17 protein-coding genes are annotated in these 17701 nt (G+C 51.1%); 8 read left to right on the top strand and 9 right to left on the bottom strand.

The window, feature by feature from the left end:
• Nucleotides 1-78 precede the first annotated feature (78 nt).
• The 4 genes from KDW_RS14885 (at nucleotide 79) to dhaM (ending at nucleotide 3911) form a co-directional block, all read left to right on the top strand.
• Nucleotides 79-1758: a glycerol-3-phosphate dehydrogenase/oxidase gene (locus KDW_RS14885; protein ID WP_151756688.1), complete on the top strand. Its 1680-nt coding sequence runs from the start codon at nucleotides 79-81 to the stop codon at nucleotides 1756-1758.
• A gap of 78 nt (nucleotides 1759-1836) precedes the next feature.
• Entirely contained in the window at nucleotides 1837-2838 is a 1002-nt protein-coding gene (dhaK, locus tag KDW_RS14880) for a dihydroxyacetone kinase subunit DhaK (protein ID WP_151756687.1), read from the top strand.
• Between the two features lie 19 nt (nucleotides 2839-2857).
• On the top strand, nucleotides 2858-3490 hold the full coding sequence (gene dhaL, locus KDW_RS14875) for a dihydroxyacetone kinase subunit DhaL (RefSeq protein WP_151756686.1): 633 nt from the start codon (nucleotides 2858-2860) through the stop codon (nucleotides 3488-3490).
• Nucleotides 3491-3506: 16 nt separating this feature from the next.
• The gene (dhaM, locus tag KDW_RS14870) at nucleotides 3507-3911 is read left to right on the top strand and encodes a dihydroxyacetone kinase phosphoryl donor subunit DhaM (protein WP_151756685.1); all 405 of its coding nucleotides are present in this window, start codon (nucleotides 3507-3509) and stop codon (nucleotides 3909-3911) included.
• Nucleotides 3912-3922: 11 nt separating this feature from the next.
• Here dhaM and KDW_RS14865 read toward each other — a convergent pair whose 3' ends face one another.
• Both KDW_RS14865 and KDW_RS14860 read right to left on the bottom strand, forming a co-directional pair.
• The gene (locus tag KDW_RS14865) at nucleotides 3923-4411 is read right to left on the bottom strand and encodes a DinB family protein (protein ID WP_151756684.1); all 489 of its coding nucleotides are present in this window, start codon (nucleotides 4409-4411) and stop codon (nucleotides 3923-3925) included.
• A 157-nt stretch (nucleotides 4412-4568) separates the two neighbouring features.
• Entirely contained in the window at nucleotides 4569-4991 is a 423-nt protein-coding gene (locus KDW_RS14860; RefSeq protein ID WP_151756683.1) for a PPOX class F420-dependent oxidoreductase, read from the bottom strand.
• A gap of 138 nt (nucleotides 4992-5129) precedes the next feature.
• Here KDW_RS14860 and KDW_RS14855 point away from each other — a divergent pair, with 138 nt between their 5' ends.
• Nucleotides 5130-5459, top strand: a complete 330-nt coding sequence (locus KDW_RS14855) for an aldo/keto reductase (RefSeq protein WP_151756682.1) — start codon at nucleotides 5130-5132, stop codon at nucleotides 5457-5459.
• Between the two features lie 309 nt (nucleotides 5460-5768).
• Nucleotides 5769-6272 carry a hypothetical protein gene (locus KDW_RS14850; protein ID WP_151756681.1) on the top strand — a complete coding sequence of 168 codons (504 nt, stop codon included), beginning with the start codon at nucleotides 5769-5771 and terminating at the stop codon, nucleotides 6270-6272.
• Between the two features lie 53 nt (nucleotides 6273-6325).
• On the opposite strand, the gene KDW_RS14845 is transcribed toward KDW_RS14850, so the two are convergent.
• The 3 genes from KDW_RS14845 to KDW_RS14835 all read right to left on the bottom strand — a co-directional run bounded on the left by KDW_RS14845 (nucleotide 6326) and on the right by KDW_RS14835 (nucleotide 8734).
• Nucleotides 6326-7825 carry an outer membrane protein assembly factor BamB family protein gene (locus KDW_RS14845; protein ID WP_151756680.1) on the bottom strand — a complete coding sequence of 500 codons (1500 nt, stop codon included), beginning with the start codon at nucleotides 7823-7825 and terminating at the stop codon, nucleotides 6326-6328.
• 69 nt (nucleotides 7826-7894) lie between these two features.
• Complete coding sequence (locus KDW_RS14840; RefSeq protein ID WP_151756679.1) at nucleotides 7895-8239, bottom strand: peptide chain release factor family protein; 345 nt, start codon at nucleotides 8237-8239, stop codon at nucleotides 7895-7897.
• A 192-nt stretch (nucleotides 8240-8431) separates the two neighbouring features.
• Nucleotides 8432-8734, bottom strand: coding sequence for a GlsB/YeaQ/YmgE family stress response membrane protein (locus KDW_RS14835; RefSeq protein ID WP_151756678.1), 303 nt, complete (start codon nucleotides 8732-8734; stop codon nucleotides 8432-8434).
• A gap of 346 nt (nucleotides 8735-9080) precedes the next feature.
• Between KDW_RS14835 and KDW_RS14830 the strand changes: the two genes are divergently transcribed.
• Nucleotides 9081-10886 carry a WD40 repeat domain-containing serine/threonine protein kinase gene (locus KDW_RS14830; protein ID WP_151756677.1) on the top strand — a complete coding sequence of 602 codons (1806 nt, stop codon included), beginning with the start codon at nucleotides 9081-9083 and terminating at the stop codon, nucleotides 10884-10886.
• 70 nt (nucleotides 10887-10956) lie between these two features.
• Here the strand turns inward: KDW_RS14830 and KDW_RS14825 are convergent, their stop codons facing one another.
• Nucleotides 10957-11757, bottom strand: a complete 801-nt coding sequence (locus KDW_RS14825) for a S53 family peptidase (RefSeq protein WP_162005247.1) — start codon at nucleotides 11755-11757, stop codon at nucleotides 10957-10959.
• Nucleotides 11758-11759: 2 nt separating this feature from the next.
• Nucleotides 11760-12332 carry a S8/S53 family peptidase gene (locus tag KDW_RS31755; RefSeq protein WP_162005246.1) on the bottom strand — a complete coding sequence of 191 codons (573 nt, stop codon included), beginning with the start codon at nucleotides 12330-12332 and terminating at the stop codon, nucleotides 11760-11762.
• Nucleotides 12333-12928: 596 nt separating this feature from the next.
• Here KDW_RS31755 and KDW_RS14820 point away from each other — a divergent pair.
• Complete coding sequence (locus KDW_RS14820) at nucleotides 12929-13420, top strand: hypothetical protein (protein WP_151756675.1); 492 nt, start codon at nucleotides 12929-12931, stop codon at nucleotides 13418-13420.
• A gap of 100 nt (nucleotides 13421-13520) precedes the next feature.
• Here the strand turns inward: KDW_RS14820 and KDW_RS14815 are convergent, their stop codons facing one another.
• Both KDW_RS14815 and KDW_RS14810 read right to left on the bottom strand, forming a co-directional pair.
• Entirely contained in the window at nucleotides 13521-14096 is a 576-nt protein-coding gene (locus KDW_RS14815) for a DUF4870 domain-containing protein (protein ID WP_151756674.1), read from the bottom strand.
• Between the two features lie 184 nt (nucleotides 14097-14280).
• Complete coding sequence (locus tag KDW_RS14810; RefSeq protein ID WP_151756673.1) at nucleotides 14281-17556, bottom strand: S41 family peptidase; 3276 nt, start codon at nucleotides 17554-17556, stop codon at nucleotides 14281-14283.
• Nucleotides 17557-17701 lie beyond the last annotated feature (145 nt).

Below are 17701 nucleotides of genomic sequence, written 5' to 3'. Positions count from 1 at the left end.
AAGAAAGGACGAAAAGCTAGAGGGAGAGGAAATAGCACAAATATGTTCCATCTCCCTCGCTTTTCGTGATAGGAACCTATGCAACCCTTATCCTCACGCGAACGCACGTACAATTTAAATGAACTCGCCAATACTTTTTTTGATGTTCTTGTGATTGGCGGAGGCGTCACCGGAGCAGGTGTCGCGCTGGATGCTGCCTCGCGCGGCTATTCGGTCGCACTGGTAGAAAAACTTGACTTTGCCAGCGGTACCAGTAGCAAGTCCACTAAACTGGTGCATGGTGGTATCCGCTACCTGCCAAACTTCGATGTCGCACTGGTCCATGAGGCGCTGGTTGAGCGTGGCCTCCTGCTACAGAATGCGCCTTTCCTGGTCAATCCTGTAGCTTTTGTGCTGCCGATTTATGAAGGTGATATGCATCCTGTGGGAATGCCTTTTACGACGCCCAAAGGTTTTGGGCTTAATCGCCTGCTGGATGCCGGCCTCTGGATGTATGATGGATTGGCGGGACGCCGCAACATTTCACACCATCGCCATATCAGTCGTGAAGAGGTGCTCCAACGCGCCCCCGCGCTGAATCCTGAGGGACTCAAAGAGGGCTTCATTTACTACGATGGCCAGACCAATGATGTACGCCTGACGATGACACTTATTCGCACGGCTGCTCGCTATGGGGCAATCATTGCCAACTATGCTGAAGTCACTGGTTTTGAAAAAGAGCATGAGCATCTTACGGCCGCAGTTGTGCGAGATACCCTGACCGGCCAACAATTCAGTATCCGTGCGCGCCATATCGTCAATGCCACTGGCGTCTTCTCAGAAGAGGTTGAAGCGTTAACCGGGGAGATCCCACAAATCCAGGTTGAACCCAGCAAGGGTGTCCATCTGGTCCTCTCACGTGACGATCTCAAAATCGGCGATGATGCGATCGTACTGCCAGAGACAGAAGATAAGCGCATCCTGTTTATTGTGCCCTGGGAGTCCAGAGCCATTTATGGCACGACAGATACAGGCTCGGGTGATCTGAATCATCCAACGTCTTCGCAGGAAGACATTGCCTATCTGCTGAAATATCTGAATCGCTATCTTACGGTTCATCTTACCGAAGACGATATTATCAGTACCTACGCTGGCTATCGTCCACTGGTCAAGCCACGACAGAAGGGTGGCTCAACAGCGAAACTTTCACGTACCCATGCCGTGATTGAAAGTCCTTCGGGCCTGATCACGATTACGGGTGGAAAATTAACAACCTATCGGCGCATGGCACAGGATACACTGGATCTGATTAATCGGCGGGATAGTATGAAGCCGGTCCATCCAACCGAGTCACTCCCTCTACAGGGCAGTGCCGCCTGGCCGATTACGCAACATGAACTGCAAAGGCGTGGCACGCGGCTTGGACTGAGCAGTGACATCATTAAACATCTGGGTGGCGCGTATGGTTCAAATGCCAATCAGGTCCTGGATTTGATTGAGCAGGATACGACACTCAAAGAACAACTGATTAGCGACCTGCCATACATCAGAGCCGAGGTCATTTATGCCTGTCGGTATGAAATGGCCATGACACCGTCAGACATTCTGGCGCGTCGTACCTCTATCGTGCTTGAGGATCGCGAGCGCGGTCAGGGTGTGGTGGATGAAGTAGCTCGCTTGATGTCCAGTGAGTTTAACTGGCCTTCGACAGAACAGCAAACCCTGACCCAGACCTACCGTTCAGGCATCCAGAATCAGGTGCTCGCGGAGAAACATTAAGTGCATTCCTCGTATAATATGGACTGAACAGAGGATAGGGGTAGTGCCTATCCTCTCATAGAGACGAGAGGGAGCATAATGAAGAAGCTCATTAATAAACCCGGAGATGTAGTGCGCGAAGCGCTGGCTGGCATGGCCAGTGCGCACGCCGATTTGATCAAAGTAGATCTTGAGCAACAAATTATCGTGCGTAAGGATGCGCCACTCCAAAATAAGGTCGCTCTTATTTCTGGCGGAGGCAGTGGCCATGAGCCACTACATGGCGGCTATGTGGGCTATGGCATGCTCGATGCCGCCTGCCCGGGCGCGGTCTTTACATCTCCTGTTCCTGATCAGATGCTGACGGCGACCCACGCGGTCAATGGTGGCGCGGGCGTATTGTATATCATTAAAAATTATACTGGCGATGTCATGAACTTCGAGATGGCCGCTGAACTGGCAGCCACGGAGGGAATTGAGGTCGCGAGCGTTATCACTAATGATGATGTCGCAGTGCAGGATAGTTTGTATACAGCCGGTCGGCGCGGGGTCGGAGTGACCGTATTGCTTGAAAAGATTGTGGGCGGACTGGCCGAGACGGGTGCTCCACTGAGTCAGGTAGCTGATCTGGCCCGTAAGGTAAATAGTCAGGGTCGCAGTATGGGAATGGCATTAACCTCATGTACCGTACCTGCGGCAGGCAAACCGACCTTTGAGTTAGGCGAAGACGAGATGGAGATTGGCATCGGGATACATGGTGAGCCCGGACGCCGGCGCACCAGACTGACCACTGCGGCCGAGATCACCGAGATCCTGACCAATCCAGTGATTGAGGATCTGGGATTGAAAGCCGGCGATGAGGTACTGGCCATGGTTAATGGTATGGGTGGAACACCACTGCTTGAGCTCTATATTGTATTTAATGAGTTACAGCGCATCCTTCAAGGAAAAGCTATTTCTATCACTCGCTCACTGGTCGGAAACTATATTACTTCGCTAGAGATGGCCGGTTGCTCGATTACCCTGTTGCGGCTGGATAAACAATTACAAAAATATTGGGATGCTCCGGTTCACACGCCTGCGCTGCGCTGGGGCCGCTAGGAAAGGTCTGGAGGAAACCATGCCTGTCACGAATAAGGATATTTTACACTGGTTGCAGCGCTCAACACAGGTGCTACACGAAAACAATGCTTTCCTGACACAGCTCGATTCCGCTATTGGCGATGCCGATCATGGCAGTAATATGGATCGCGGTTTCAGCGCTGTTATTACGAAAATTTCAGGGATGCAAGAGGCCGATATTGGTACACTCCTGAAAACGGTAGGCACGACTCTCGTCTCTACCGTTGGAGGGGCCAGCGGCCCTCTTTATGGCACGGCCTTTCTACGTGCAGGTATGGCCACGGCAGGCAAGCAACATCTGGAGGGTGCTGAGATTGTAGCGATGTTCGAGGCGGCAGTAGAGGGTATTAAGGCACGTGGAAAGGCTCAGGCCGGTGAAAAGACGATGCTGGATGCCTTTATACCTGCCCTGGAGGCGGGAAAGCAGGCGCAGTTAGAACAGGTGCCGGTCACAGAATTACTCCAACGCATGGCGGGCAGTGCTGAAAGCGGCATGAAAGCCACCATAGACCTGCTCGCTACCAAAGGTCGCGCCAGCTATCTTGGTGAGCGCAGCATTGGCCACCAGGATCCAGGGGCCACCTCTAGCTGGCTGATCCTGCAGGCCCTTGCCGATACCGTTGCATCCTGATAAAGGAGGTTTTATTTTGGCTGTTAGTATTGTTATTGTCTCACATAGCGCTCGCCTGGCTGAGGGTGTAGCCGAGTTGGCAGGACAGATGTCGATGGATGAGGTTACGATTGCGGTGGCTGGTGGAACTGATGATGGCTCGATTGGCACGTCCATCGATAAGGTGACTGCCGCTCTGCAGAAAGCCTCTAATCCTGAGGGAACACTGGTGCTGCTGGATCTTGGCAGTGCGGTGATGGTGACAGAAATGGCGCTGGAAATGCTTGATCCAGATGAACGTCAACGCATCCTGCTCAGTTCGGCACCACTGGTTGAGGGAGCGGTGCTGGCAGCCGTTGAAGCTTCGGCTGGCAGCACGCTACAAGAAGTGGCGGAGGCCGCAAATAACGGCCATGAAATGCCTAAAGGAAGGTGGTCGTAAGCATCCTACTCTTACTCGCTGGCCTTGTTGGCGCTACGGAATTGCTCAATCTGCTCGCAATGCGATTGGATATGCTTTCCCAGAACCTCAATCAGGTCAGCCAGACTGCCCTCACCATCACGAAGCCAGGGCATAGTGCCTTTGCGATCCAACAATTCAGGAGTGAGTATGGCCAGGGCAGAGGAAACACGCACCTGGGCATCCTGATACTCATTCATGACTTGCTGGGCTGTATGATAACGTCTGGCCTCCACCGCCTCGGTATTAAATGTTTCTTGCGAGCTTTTCCATCTGAGCACATAGGGAGAAGGCTGTACTCCCTGTTTTGCTGCCTGTAACACATCTATCAAGAGCAACTCATAGGAGGTCAGATGGGCGACAATATCCTTGGCTGACCAGTCACCACTAACCCCTGGCATATCCCACATCGCTTCAGGTAGATCATCAAGTGTCTGAATAACCAGCAGATGGCTATTCTCTAATGTTTCAGTCGCTGACATAAGACGTTCTCCAATCTTTTACATATATCCTCTATCCATATTACTGTGTAGAAAAGCATTTCGTTTCGCTAGATCATACCGCAGACAAAAAGAGGCCCGGCAACGCTGATCCTATTTTGTTTGATCAGCGTTGCCGAGACTCTTCATCAACGTTCGATCAGTGCGCTACATTTTTTTGGAAAATAACTCTGGTGGGCTTCAGACGAACAAGCAGTTCACCAGCCACACCATTCCGGGCTCCATAGGATTCCGCCAGATCCTCACCCATATAGCGTGCCGCGATCCTGGTGGCCCACTCTCTGACCTCAACCAGATTATCCGATAACTCTACGGTCCCTTCAATCATGGCAAAGGCATAAGGCACAATTTCTTCATCCACACAGACACAGGCCTGGCCGCTGCGACGCAGATTAAGACCTTTAACGGTCGCTTCACCTGTATTAAAGACCAGCGTATCACCATCCAGGACAAACCAGATGGGAACCACATGGGGTCGTCCATCCGACCTCACGGTAGCTAATTTTCCGGTACGAGTATCCTTTGCCAGAAACTCACGACATTCTGCACTCAACGAGACCATAACGTTTCCTTTCCTCGACAGACAAACAGTTTATTATCCTCATTTTATCATCCTCAAAAGGTCACGCTATGTCCGCTAAATCCAACAGGAGTCTTTTCATAGCAGGCAAACCGTGTTCTACTAAGAGAGAGATTTATCATGATCACCTATTCCTCACTGGCCAGCGGCTTCCTGACAGGAAAATATCGCACCAATCAACAACTGCTCTCCAGTCCGCGTGCGCAGGGCATTCAGCAGAAATACATGAACGAGCAAGGCTTCACGGTTTTGGAACAGGTCGAGAAGATTGCAAAGGCCCATAACGCCACCATGACCCGGGTCGCCCTTGCCTGGATCCTGGCACGCCCGGGTATTACCGCTCCAATCGCGAGTGCCACCTCGGTTGAACAAACACGCGAGCTCCTCCAGGCCCCCGCCCTCAATCTCTCCCAGGATGAGATCCAGGTCCTGGACAAAGCCAGCCGTTAACAAAAAGCCATTGTCGTCGCGACGGCCGCGACGACAACAGGGCTTTCCAATTCTCGTTGCAAGCGGGGATGCAAGGGGCGGCCAGCCCCTTGCCGGAGCGCGAGGTGTCCTCGCATCTCCTCCCTCTTCTCCCGCCGCAGGCGGGACAAAAAGAGAATTGGAAAGCCCTGCGACGACAATGGCTTTTTGAAATGCCTGTAAGCATATGGTACGATTATAGCTGGATTCAAGCAGCAAATAAGCTATGCAACTGGCTTCTTATCATAATATCTTCTATTTACAATATGCTGAAAAAGAAAGGATCTCGTTATGAGGAGTAAAAAACAAATTGGTATGTATTCGATCAGTGTGGATGAAGAAGGCGCGCTACAAATTCAGGCCCCAACCCTGCTCCGTCCACTCCAATTAGATCCACAGCAGGCTCAGGAGCTCCAGGCTTGGCTCAGTGGTATCTATACCGACAATACACCTCAACCTGTAACGAATAACGCACCAACGCCGGATACAACGGCTCCAGGCGAGACGGCTCTACCCTCAGAGGCGGCAACACCAGCATCGACAATTACCACACCGCCTGCTCCAACACCTGTGACTCCAGCAGCAAGCCCTCAGGCTACGGCTCAACACATTATTCGGGAAGCGATCGCTAACGCCCAGGCGCAATATCCCGCTAGCTTAGCTCCTGAGAACCGGGATCGCTTTATTGATCAGATCACACGCCATCCAGCCATCAGACCGTTGATGTCTCAGGGAAAGATTTCCTTTAAGCAGATTATGCTCTGGGTGGAGCAGGCGATCGGAGATGAAAAATAAAGCAGCGGCACGTTCCTGGTTGTTAAGCAGAAAAGAACGTGCCATGTGCTCGCTTACGATGCGAAGGTGACGGCCGCCACGCCATCATTGGTGCCAATAAACAAACTTCTACCAGAGAGGGTTGGCGTGGCAAAGTGCGGTACATCCTCTCCCAGACTGATGCTGGCACGAGACTTGCCTGTCGCCAGATCGACCGCATACAGGTTCCCACCACCATCCAGTCCATAGACGGTATGTCCACCAATCAGCGCTGGGAGTTTCATCTGATCAGAGTGCCAGTCAATGGACACTTTGCCATCTGGCGCAATCGTGATCTTGCGCACACCATCAGTACAGGGTACAAATACCTGTGAGTTCACCTGCGCTCCTCCGCCCATAGCCAGGCCGTTGCAGATCTGGGTCTCAGATATTTCTCCACCTACCCCACCCAGGGCATTGGCATGCAAGACATAGCCCTTGCCAGATTTACCGGCTACAAAGACCTGATCATTGGCTAACAGGACCGGACCCATTGAACCCAGGTCGGTGTCACTACTATTTTCTTGTTGCCAATCTCGGGGCGCAAAGCCATCTTCCAGTTGTAACTGGGGCGAGAGTCGCAGAACCGAGTCGCTGTGATCCCAGTCGCCACTGGTTACTTCACCATTGCCAACCGACACAAAAACTTTGCCAGCTGTGTTAATAATGGGGCCAGAGGTACTCCAGATACCACCTTCACGGGGAGTAGGCACGCGATATGAAAGCAAGGCACCTTTCCCATCTGTGTGCGCCGCTACGACAGTACCACGATAGCTACCACAATCGCCCGCCAGGCCACCATAAGCAATATAGACCATACCGTTAGCCAGCGCTAACGCTGACCGTTGCTGATAGACGGCTGGATCCATCCCGTCTACATCTATTTTCCGCCGCTGCTGCACTTTGCCGGATGTAGCATCTACCGCCACCAGAATATGCTGTGGGCCGCTGATCTCGGCCACGGCAAAGATAAGTCCACTGCCGGGATCATAAACAGGTGTGCCGGTAATCCCCAGCGGATCGATATCACCGCAAGGTAACGTAGAGCGCTGCACCGGCTCACCGACATTGGTCTGCCAGGTAACATTCCCGGTCTGAGGATCAAGCGAGTAAAGAGTGTTCCCTTCGGTGGCCACGATCACATGGTTTTTAACCATCAATGGCTCGGCATAAACAGCACCATTCAATTTGGTTTTCCAGGCCTGGGCCAACTTTTGTGGATCTGGTGTGGAAGGCAGGTAGCCGCTGTGAGCTGCGTCATGATGATACGTAAACCAGTCATCCCAACTATGAGAGGCTGAGGCCTGCGCTTTTGTGGTTGTTGAGGTGACTGGGGTGCTCTGCTGACTTGCAGTGAGATCTGATCCCCGATCACAGCTAGCCAGCACAAGGGTCGACAGGCAAAATAAGCTCAAAAAAATATACCGCATAGCACTGAGGCGGCCAGACAAACCCTGCCAGTGCTGACTGTATCCCCAGAACAAGCCAGTTACCAGAGCACCTACCATACAGAAGAAGACGGTTTCCCAGAACATTATGGCAAACTCCTTGCATCAGCTATCTTCTATTTTTTCTCAATCAAGTAAAGACAACACACCATGCATCTATTCATTAGGCATCGAACGCATCTGCTTGCGCTGACTATGGATGCGTTTGGTACCGAGTCGCCGCTCACGGCTGGCGAGGGTTGGGCGGGTCGCTTTACGCGAGATACGTGGTCGCTGGCGTTCCTCTAAACGCATAGCCATACGTTCAAAAGCCACATCACGATTGGCATGCTGCGAACGACGCTCAGTCGCAGTCACAACCACGCCGGTGGCGCGATGTGTGAGGCGCACGCCGGACTCAACCTTATTGCGGTGCTGACCACCAGGACCGCTGGCAATAAAAAAATGGAGATCGCAGTCCCGCTCCAGCGACTCGCGATCCGTTGGATACACATGAAACATTGTCAGATCTCACCTTTATTATAATGAATACTACTCTCCAGTTAGCGGAAAAACGGAAAAAGACACCGTGGTGAATATTTTTCCCACTATATCATATCGCTCCGGGTAATTATACCGAAAAGCAAAGATCCCCAACTGTCTGGCAGTTGGGGATCTCTGAAAGGTTATTAATGATCAGTATGCACGCACTTCTTAGAGGCGGCTACGACTTCGGCTACCGGTAACAGCGCGCAGGATGGCGATGAAGATACAAGCACCGATGAAGGCAATAATGATTGAACCAACAAAACCGCTTGAACCCAGGCCCAACAAGCCTGCAACAAATCCACCAACCAGAGCACCTACGAGACCAACGATGATGTCACCAACGATACCGTAACCACCACCGCGCATGACCAGTCCAGCCAACGCACCAGCGATCAGACCAACAACCAACCACCAGATGATGGCACCAACTTCAATAGCAGCAAATGTCATTAAGCTTGCAACTGTCATAACGATAACTCCTTCAAATCTAACTCTACTCATTTTACTGAGAAATGTTCAGTACTGGATAATTATTCAAGTCGGGAGAGGAACTTTATTTTGTGTTCTCTCCGTTCTGAGATATACACGATTGCTAGAAGCAGATAGGATACAGTTTTCAGCACTCTATGGAAAGGGTTAAGTATTTCTTAAATCCTTTCTAAGGGTTCTAATTCACTGTAAGCTCAATAGGAGCCTTTCTGAGAAAACTTAACGTAGAACCTTTTCTTTTCAAGTCATCCCGTCTATACTCTTGTTAAAGATATTTTGCTTTTACACAAACGAACAAACAACATTCACGCTAGGAAGATTTTGTATGTCCGACCATAGCGGTCAACACATTGGTCATTATCGGCTGACTCGATTGCTTGGGCACGGAGGATTTGCTGATGTCTATCTGGGCGAGCATATCCACCTTGGCACCTGTGCCGCCATCAAAATACTTGATACGCGCTTCTCTCCCGATGAAGTCCAGCATTTTCGCCAGGAAGCGCGTATGGTGGCGCAACTCGAGCATCCGCATATTATACGTATCCTGGACTTCGGAGTGGAAAATGATGTGCCGTTTTTGGTGATGAGCTATGCACCAAACGGCTCCATGCGCCAACGCTATCCTAAAGGGACCCGCCTGCCGGTGCGTACGGTAGTGGATTTCATCAAGCAGATTGCCAGCGCGTTAGATTTTGCTCATCGGGCCAAACTAATACATCGCGACATCAAGCCCGAAAATATTCTGCTCGGACAGAATGATGATATTCTGTTGAGCGACTTTGGTCTGGCGGTCGTAGCCCAGAGCTCTTCACGCAATGAGCTTCGCGATGTATCAGGTACGATTGCCTATATGGCCCCGGAACAGGCCCGAGGAAAACCACAACCTGCCAGCGATCAATATGCACTGGGAATCATTGCGTATGAATGGCTCTGTGGTACACGCCCATTTCAGGGTACCTATGAAGAAGTAGTGGTCCAGCATGCCTTTACGCGTCCCTCCTCGCTGAGAGAAGGGCTGCCAGAGATCACGCCGGCTCTGGATGCGGTGATTATGCGCGCATTGGAGAAAGATCCCAAATTGCGCTTCCAGAACGTGATGGATTTTGCGCATATGCTAGAGGAGGCGGCCCTCGCTGAACAAAGAGTGATCAGCACGACCACTACCTCTCCATCCAGTCCATATGAGCCGCTAGCAGTCCCTGCGTCCGGATCCACGCACGAGACCAACACAGAACTATCACCAGGGCGCACAATGGGAAGTGGAGCAGTCTATACCGTTGCCTGGTCACCCGACAAACGACGCATTGCCTTCGGGGGCCACGATCGAGTCCTTCAGATACGGGGGGCCACAACCGGGGAAAGTCTCTTACTCTATAAAGAGCACCTGGGTAGCATCACCACGATTGCCTGGTCACCTGATGGACGCTGGATCGCGTCTGCTGGACTGGATCAAGCTATTCATGTCTGGAATACCGCTACTGGTCAGCGCCAGACTACCTATGATGGACATAAAGGTATGGTGCTAGCTCTGGCATGGTCTCCCGATAGCCGCTATCTGGCTTCGGCCAGCAATGGCTCTGATAACACCATTCATATCTGGAAAGCCGATAGTGGTGACCGACATTTGCTGTATAGCAACCATACAAACTGGGTGCGCGCCATCGCCTGGTCGCCCAATGGCAAAGTGATTGCCTCAGGTGCCTGGCACGATATTCATATCTGGGATTGGCAGCAAGGCAAAAAGTTGTTTGGCTATCGTGGCCATGCTAGCTGGGTACGCGCCATCGATTGGTCGCCACAAAGCTCACGCATCGCCTCCGCGGGCGAAGATAATACAGTCCAGATCTGGGAACCGCTCAACAAGGGTCATCTTATCTGTCAATATCGCGGCCACACAACCTGGGTCAATTCTGTACGCTGGTCTCCAGACGCGAACTGGATCGCCTCTAGTAGTAAAGATTTAAAAGTACATATCTGGGATGCCGCGACAGCCGGAAATGCCTCTATCTATCCAGTGCGCACAACTTCAACCTATGCGATCACCTGGCTCTCAGACAGCAAACATGTTGTCTCCGCCAATGGCAATGGCTCGGTGCAGGTCTGGCACGTTAAAAATGAGCTCCCCTCATAATAAAGAAGACCGTCCTCGCTAGCAAGGACGGCCCGGGATAATTGGACAGACATACGCTGGTCAGGAACTTTTATGATCTGGGTGGATTGACCAGCAACGGTAACAGAAAACTGACCTTAGGGGTTCCCCAACCAGTCACGGGATCCCAGCCAGGAGCGGCAGAGAAACCTTTGATATGTCCCTGGCTATTATCTCCCTGCGTAATATCGTTAAAGGCATGAGCAGCCAGAGAGGGATCAGAACCAATTCTGTACAGGGTCTCATTCAGGCTTCCCAGTGGATGTCCAGCCATCTGATTGGCGTCGGCGATCAGGCCGGCCCACTGCGGCGCCCCCGCACTGGTACCCCCAAACATAAAGTAACCCGGCTGGGGCATAAATCCGAGATATACCGGGATACTGGTGAGGGGATCACCATTGAAGGCAATATCAGGAACACCACGAAAACCATGGGATTGATTGTTCACCGTGGCTGGAAGATATTTTTGCTGGTACTGCGGTGCCCTGTAGAACCGGCTATAGCCACCGCCAGTTGAACTACCCACACCTTGATTCCAAACCGTCTCAGACTGATAGTTGCCAGAAGTATCGGCAAACAGGCTGGTCCCTCCGACCGCAGTCACTAATGGAGAATTGGCAGGGAAACCAACTGTCGGAAAGGGATAGGTTATGTTATTGACATCAGGATTGGAAACGCCGCTATCTCCTGCTGACGCTAAAAAGGTAATGTGATGCTTGCTGGCACGTTGATAAAACTTCTCAAAATCATTGAGGACTTTCTTGCCCGCTGGCGTAAACAATGTCTCTTCGGTCGCCCCCCAACTCTGAGAGAAGATTTTTCCCAGATGATGTTCCAGCGCATACTGCTCCAATTTCAGAAATCTGGCAGTCCCTGAACACCCTGGGTCTCTGAGACAGGACTGGTCAGCAGGACAATACTGGCGCCAGGAGCCATAGCGTGCGCCCACTGAATATCCAGGTTTGTTTCCTGCGCCCAACCCAGTTGATCAGTATTGCTTGCATCAAATTTGACGGTTCCCAGAGGACTCAACACTTTGAAACTGGGGGGATCCGGCAAATTGTAGTCCGTATCAAATTGATGTAAATCCTTCTCAGGATCTGGACTGCCAAACGAATCAATAATGACAATTGTTTCTCCAGTCCCGATATAGCCAGCATTTAGAATGGAATTTATGCCATAAGCTGTGCGAATTTCAGTTGGACTATAGCAAGACATCTGCATCTGTTTGCGACAGTCTGTATCAACCGGAGGACTTTTCAGTTTCCAACGCGCTATATACTTGCCTTTTGCTACATGCGTCAGCGCTCCAATCGGAGCGTTCTGGCGCGCAGACACACTCAGCAAAGGCGTAGCGCAACAGAGCATAACCAATAAAAATAGCAGTGATCGATTCAGGCGTGAAATATATTTTATAGATTCAAACACTACAGCAATCCTTTCTACCACACGACATGACTTCTATGTGACGGGTGCACACCAAACATGTCATCCATTAACATTTCCTTTAAGGTCATTATATAGACTGGCCTTTTATCAGCATCACTCATGCGTGCACTTCGATCAATGTATATAACTGGCGGATAAGCACGTAAAGATGGAATGGAGGAAAGCCTAGCTACTTGATTATCCCCAAAATTCAGGAAAAAAGTCCCACCGTGGGCAGAGCTATGTAAGAAAAGGTATGACCATTGGAGGTGCATAAGAACGCGCTTGCAGGTCTATGAGCCCGCAAAATTTCGTTGCAGGTATAATTGACGGGCCAGCGCGAATATGCTAGAGTTTCAGACAATCTCTGTGTTGTTTTCTACAGTCCAGGCTTCCCAGAAGCGCAAAGTACCCATGGGAACCGTTTTACCCCGGCAAGTGGATAAAAATATTTTTAAACAAAAAGCACATAAAAATTCTTTATCCAAACAAACACAAAATCAACGCCTTCCAAGGCATTACTCCGACCAGGCAGTCCATAATGAATTTTTAGATGAATGTTATACAACGACCCAATTAGGATGGAAAACACCCAAATGATTGCAGATCAGACCGTTATCTCAAATTGGCATATGCAGGAAAATACACTTGTACAGACAGCAAACACAGTTGCGGAACACAGGATTTTAAACAGGGCGTCCATTGAACATTTCGATTTTAGCGCGACTATGCGCATCCGCCAGCACAAAGATGAGGCCATACCAGCCTTCGGCATCCTGATGCAATATAGCGAGCAGGAAGAGTTACAGGTATGCTTTCTTAAACAGCAAGCACGCTGGGGCCTGGCCATAGAGACAGCCAACATCAGTCCTGTTGTTAATCATGTCCTCTCTTTGCCCGCCACCTTTGATCCTACCACGTGGCACACCCTGCGCCTCGTCCAACAACCAGAGCAGACCATTATCTACCTGGATGGCCAGGAGATGCTCTTGATGCTCGAAACAGCCCGACCAGCCCAACCCGGGCTGATGACCACCAATACCGCTGCCGAATTCACTAACATTCACCAGACAGCCGGTAATGCCTAGATTCAAGATCAGCCATACAATAATTCCTCCTGGCTATCCATACAAGGTATATAGCCAGGAGGAGTTATTTGTTAACGAGCTTTTTCTCACAAGTCGTTTCTCACTTCACTGTACCTGTAGAGTTATTATCCACGAAGCGTTCAGCCCACTCACCGACAAAGGGTAATTTGACATAGTTGCCACTCATTGCCCCGATCACACCCACAAACCATCCAATAACAGCAATGATATTCATCATGATAAAAGCAAAGATAGCAAAGCCACTTAAAAGAAAGATGTGTGCCTCGATAATTCTGATAAACGTCACGAAAAAGACGGTGTAACCGCCAAAGAAGAGAAGGGATTGCATGGCATGGAAGCGCAGGAAGCGATTGTTTCGCACAAACAGGATCAGTACCAGCCCGCTTAACCAGCCTGCCAGGTAGCTAAGTACGGAAGCCAGTCTTGTCTCTATGGTTGGCTCTAGACGCACAAAAACAAAGTCGGCATAACCTGCGGACAACGGCGGGATGTAAGTCTGTTGAGGCGGACGCTGCTGATAGGCCTGCCCCATCTGCGGAACACTATACTGACGCTCATATTGCTGAGGATCAAAGGCGGCGGATGGATATTCTTCTGGCGTATAGCCCTGCTGCTGGCGAGCGTGTTCCTGCCAGACGCGAGATGGTTGCTGCATCAAAGTAGTTCCTTTCTTATTTGTGACATATAACATCAATCACTGTCAGTATAAGATGCAGATGTAGCGAAACTATCACCAGAATGTCACAAAAGTGTCGCGATTTGACCTGGGATAAGAAATAGACAAAGAAACGCCTGTCACCAGATGGCGATAGGCGTTTCTTTGTCTATGTTGAAAAGGTTTATAAGCGACCCAGGCGGGGACGCTCACCAGGTTGAGGTTCGAGTGCTGGATATTCATCAGCCAGACGTAGGGCCTCAGCAATGGCCCGATCTAACTGGGGATCCAGCTTCTGCACAAAATCCTGGGGCGCGATATCGATCTCAATATCTGGATCGGTACCATAGTTCTCAACATTCCAGCCCACATCTTTGAACCAGAATGAGAACTCGGGTTGGGTGGTAACGGTTCCGTCCACCAGTTTATGCCGTGGATTGATCCCGATCACACCTCCCCAGGTTCTTTTACCGATCAGTGGACCCAGACCCATCAACTTAAAGCTATGGCTAAAGATGTCGCCATCTGAACCAGCATGTTCATTGGTCAAAGCAACCATCGGTCCGCGTGGTGACTCACTGGGATAGGGCTCAGGCTGGCCCCAGCGTGGGAAATCATAGCCAATACGACGACGTGCCAGCTTTTCCAGGAGCAGTCCAGAAACGTGTCCGCCGCCATTCCAGCGCACATCTATCAGCAAGGCGGGATAATCATATTCTGAGAGATACCCACGATGGAACTCGGCATAACCGTTGCCACCCATATCAGGGATATGAATATAACCGACACGATTGTTAGAGGCTTCGTGGACGTAGCGCCGATTGCTCTCAACCCACTCACGATAGCGGGCCGGGGTCTCAGTAGAAAGAGCCTTGACCACGACGACCCGCGTCTTCTTGCTCTCGGCCTCCTCGATCGTCAACTGTACTTCCTGACCGGCCAGATTGACCAGCAATTCCTGAGGTCCACGGGCGGGTCCGACGCGCTGACCATTGATCGCCAGCACGGCATCATTGACATTGACATTCAAACCAGGACTGGTAAAAGGCGAGGTGGTCTGGCTCTCCGAGGGATCACCTTTCAGGATTTGAGCGATGCGATAGCGCTCCTGCTCAGCATCATAGGTCCAATCCACACCCAGGAATCCCTGCCGATAGTGGGGCCCATGGCGTACATCCCCACCCATCTCATAGGCATGTGAGGTTCCCAGTTCTCCATGGAGTTCCCAGAGCAGATCGGAAAGCTCTGAACGTGAACTCACGCGCTCAACCAGTGGCGCGTATTGCTTATAGATGCCATCCCAATCGATACCCGACATATCTTCAGCCCAGAATTGCTCACGCTGCAAACGCCAGGCTTCGGTAAACATCTGCTTCCATTCGGCGGATGGCTGCACAGAAACTTTAATGCGCTGGAAATCGATCCAGCCACTCTCACGGCTGGGACGGTCACTATTATTGCTCTCCGGCTTGAGTTTCTCGCCCGCTTTCACTACCCGTAAACGATGATTGGCACTATAGACCAGCATCTTGCGATCAAGCGAAAGATCAAAGTTTCCAACCCCATCAAACAATTTTTCGGTCTTATAGGTATCGAAATCATAATACTCAAGAGTGCCTCTGCCATGGGAAGTATGCTGGATGGAACCCTCGACTGGCCTGGAGAGGAACAGCGCTTTGCCTTTTATGCCGCGCACGCTGGCATAGCGACCTTCAGCCACTGGAAATGGCAGGATACGCTCACTGATCCCATCCAGATCAATGACGAGAGCAGGCGTTTGTTTCGCCGCATCCTCCTGCTTCTCTTTGTTGTCCTCATTGCCATTCTGGCCATCTTCAGACTCACTGGCGACTTCCTTCTCGCCGCTCTCCTCTTTCTCCTTTTCTTTTTCCTTCTCTTCAGAGTTTTTAATTTCGGGAATAAAAGGTGAGCGCAAATCCTTGCGTAGCATCAATGCATAGGGTTTGCTACCACGTGGGAAACCAAGGTCGAAATGCAGATTATCATAGACGGGATTAAAGATACGCTGGCCCAGGAAGTAGAGGTATTTGCCTTCGGGATCAAAGGCTGGATTGGTATCCTCCAGGATCGGATTGGTGACCTGATGCGTGTCACCGGTCTCAATCTGGCATAACTTGATGGCAACTTTATTCGCGGTCAGCGCAAAGCCATAGGCGATCCAGGCTCCATCCGGGGACCAGTCAAGGCCACGGATGCGCCCGGCCGCGCTACGATCCAATACCTGTGAAGTATTTTTATCGAGGTTGACCAGGATCAGTTCGTTGCGGTGATTTGCGATCGCGACCGCGTTCTCAGTTGGCGAAACGATCAGGTTCGTGACCCGGCCAAATTCGATCTCAGGAAAGGTCTGTGGCTCTACTGAAGCATCAGGCGTAAAGATAATTAGTTCTTCGCGTCCGGACGCATCATGGATGCCGACCAGATGCTTGCCATCGCTCAGCCACTCCAGGCAACGATAACGCACACCATCTGGTTCGCCATACTGTAAAACGGGACCTTCCCAGTTACCCAGTGTAAAGGCCTTGCCGCGCGTGGTCAGGGCCAGCATCTGTCCTTGAGGATGCAGTGCATAGGTGTCCAGATAACTGGCGGCTGGCACAAATTTGCGACTGCGCTGGGTGCGCAGGCTGGGCAAAGTGATCTCCAGGTGTGTCAGTTGCTCGCTCTGCGGATCAAACAGGTAGAGATCGGCCGCTGAATGATACACCAGACGCTTGCCATCGCTGGAAAGGTGACGAGCATAGAAATCTGTATGTTGCGTATGCTGGCGCAGATCCTCGCCGTCCGGGGTGCAGGAATAGATGTTTCCAACCCCATCATGGTCAGCCAGGAAATAGATGCGCTCGCCAATCCAACAGGGATCGGCAACGTTGCCACTCAGTTGTAACAAACGCTTAAAGGTCCCATCACCCTGGCGATCGCACCATAGATGGCCTGCGGTACCACCGCGATAGCGCTTCCAGTGTGAGAACTCGCGAATATTGATATTGCGTCCAATCACCATGCCGCCATCAGAGCTATACGAAATGTCATTGGCCATACCCAGAGGCAATTGGCGTGGCTCGCCCCCGGTCGCCTGGATCGCATAGATGACTTCAAAACGGCCAGCGAATTGTCCTGAGTTGCTTGCATAAAGGATATCAGCGCCATCGGGCGACCAGCCCAGTACGCGACAGTTGCCGGCCTGAAAGGTTAAACGCCTGGCCGGCCCACCCTCAGACGGCATCACATAAACTTCGCTCGGACCCTCTTCACGTCCCACAAAAGCCAATGATTCACCATCTGGCGAGAAATGGGGATAGCGAACTTCACCAACACCCGCCGTTAACCGCTCGGCTCGCCCTCCTGCGGTTGACACTAGCCAGAGATCGTCTTCGGCCACAAAGACAATACGATCCTGGAAAATATTCGGAAAACGTACATAACCCTGTGATGGCATGCTAACTCCTTACCTGAAGTGTACGTGAAGGCATAATATACTTGTACACGGCCTACTAGAGAGAGGATAAATAACGGCAATACCAAGTTATAGTCTCTGTTTTTGATGAACCATATTGTAACATAGTAGTAACCTGGCCGTCTAA

The organism is Dictyobacter vulcani (assembly GCF_008974265.1).
GTDB lineage: Bacteria > Chloroflexota > Ktedonobacteria > Ktedonobacterales > Ktedonobacteraceae > Dictyobacter > Dictyobacter vulcani.
The sequence above is the reverse complement of the archived record's forward strand: the minus strand, read 5'-3'. Positions and strand labels throughout refer to the sequence as shown.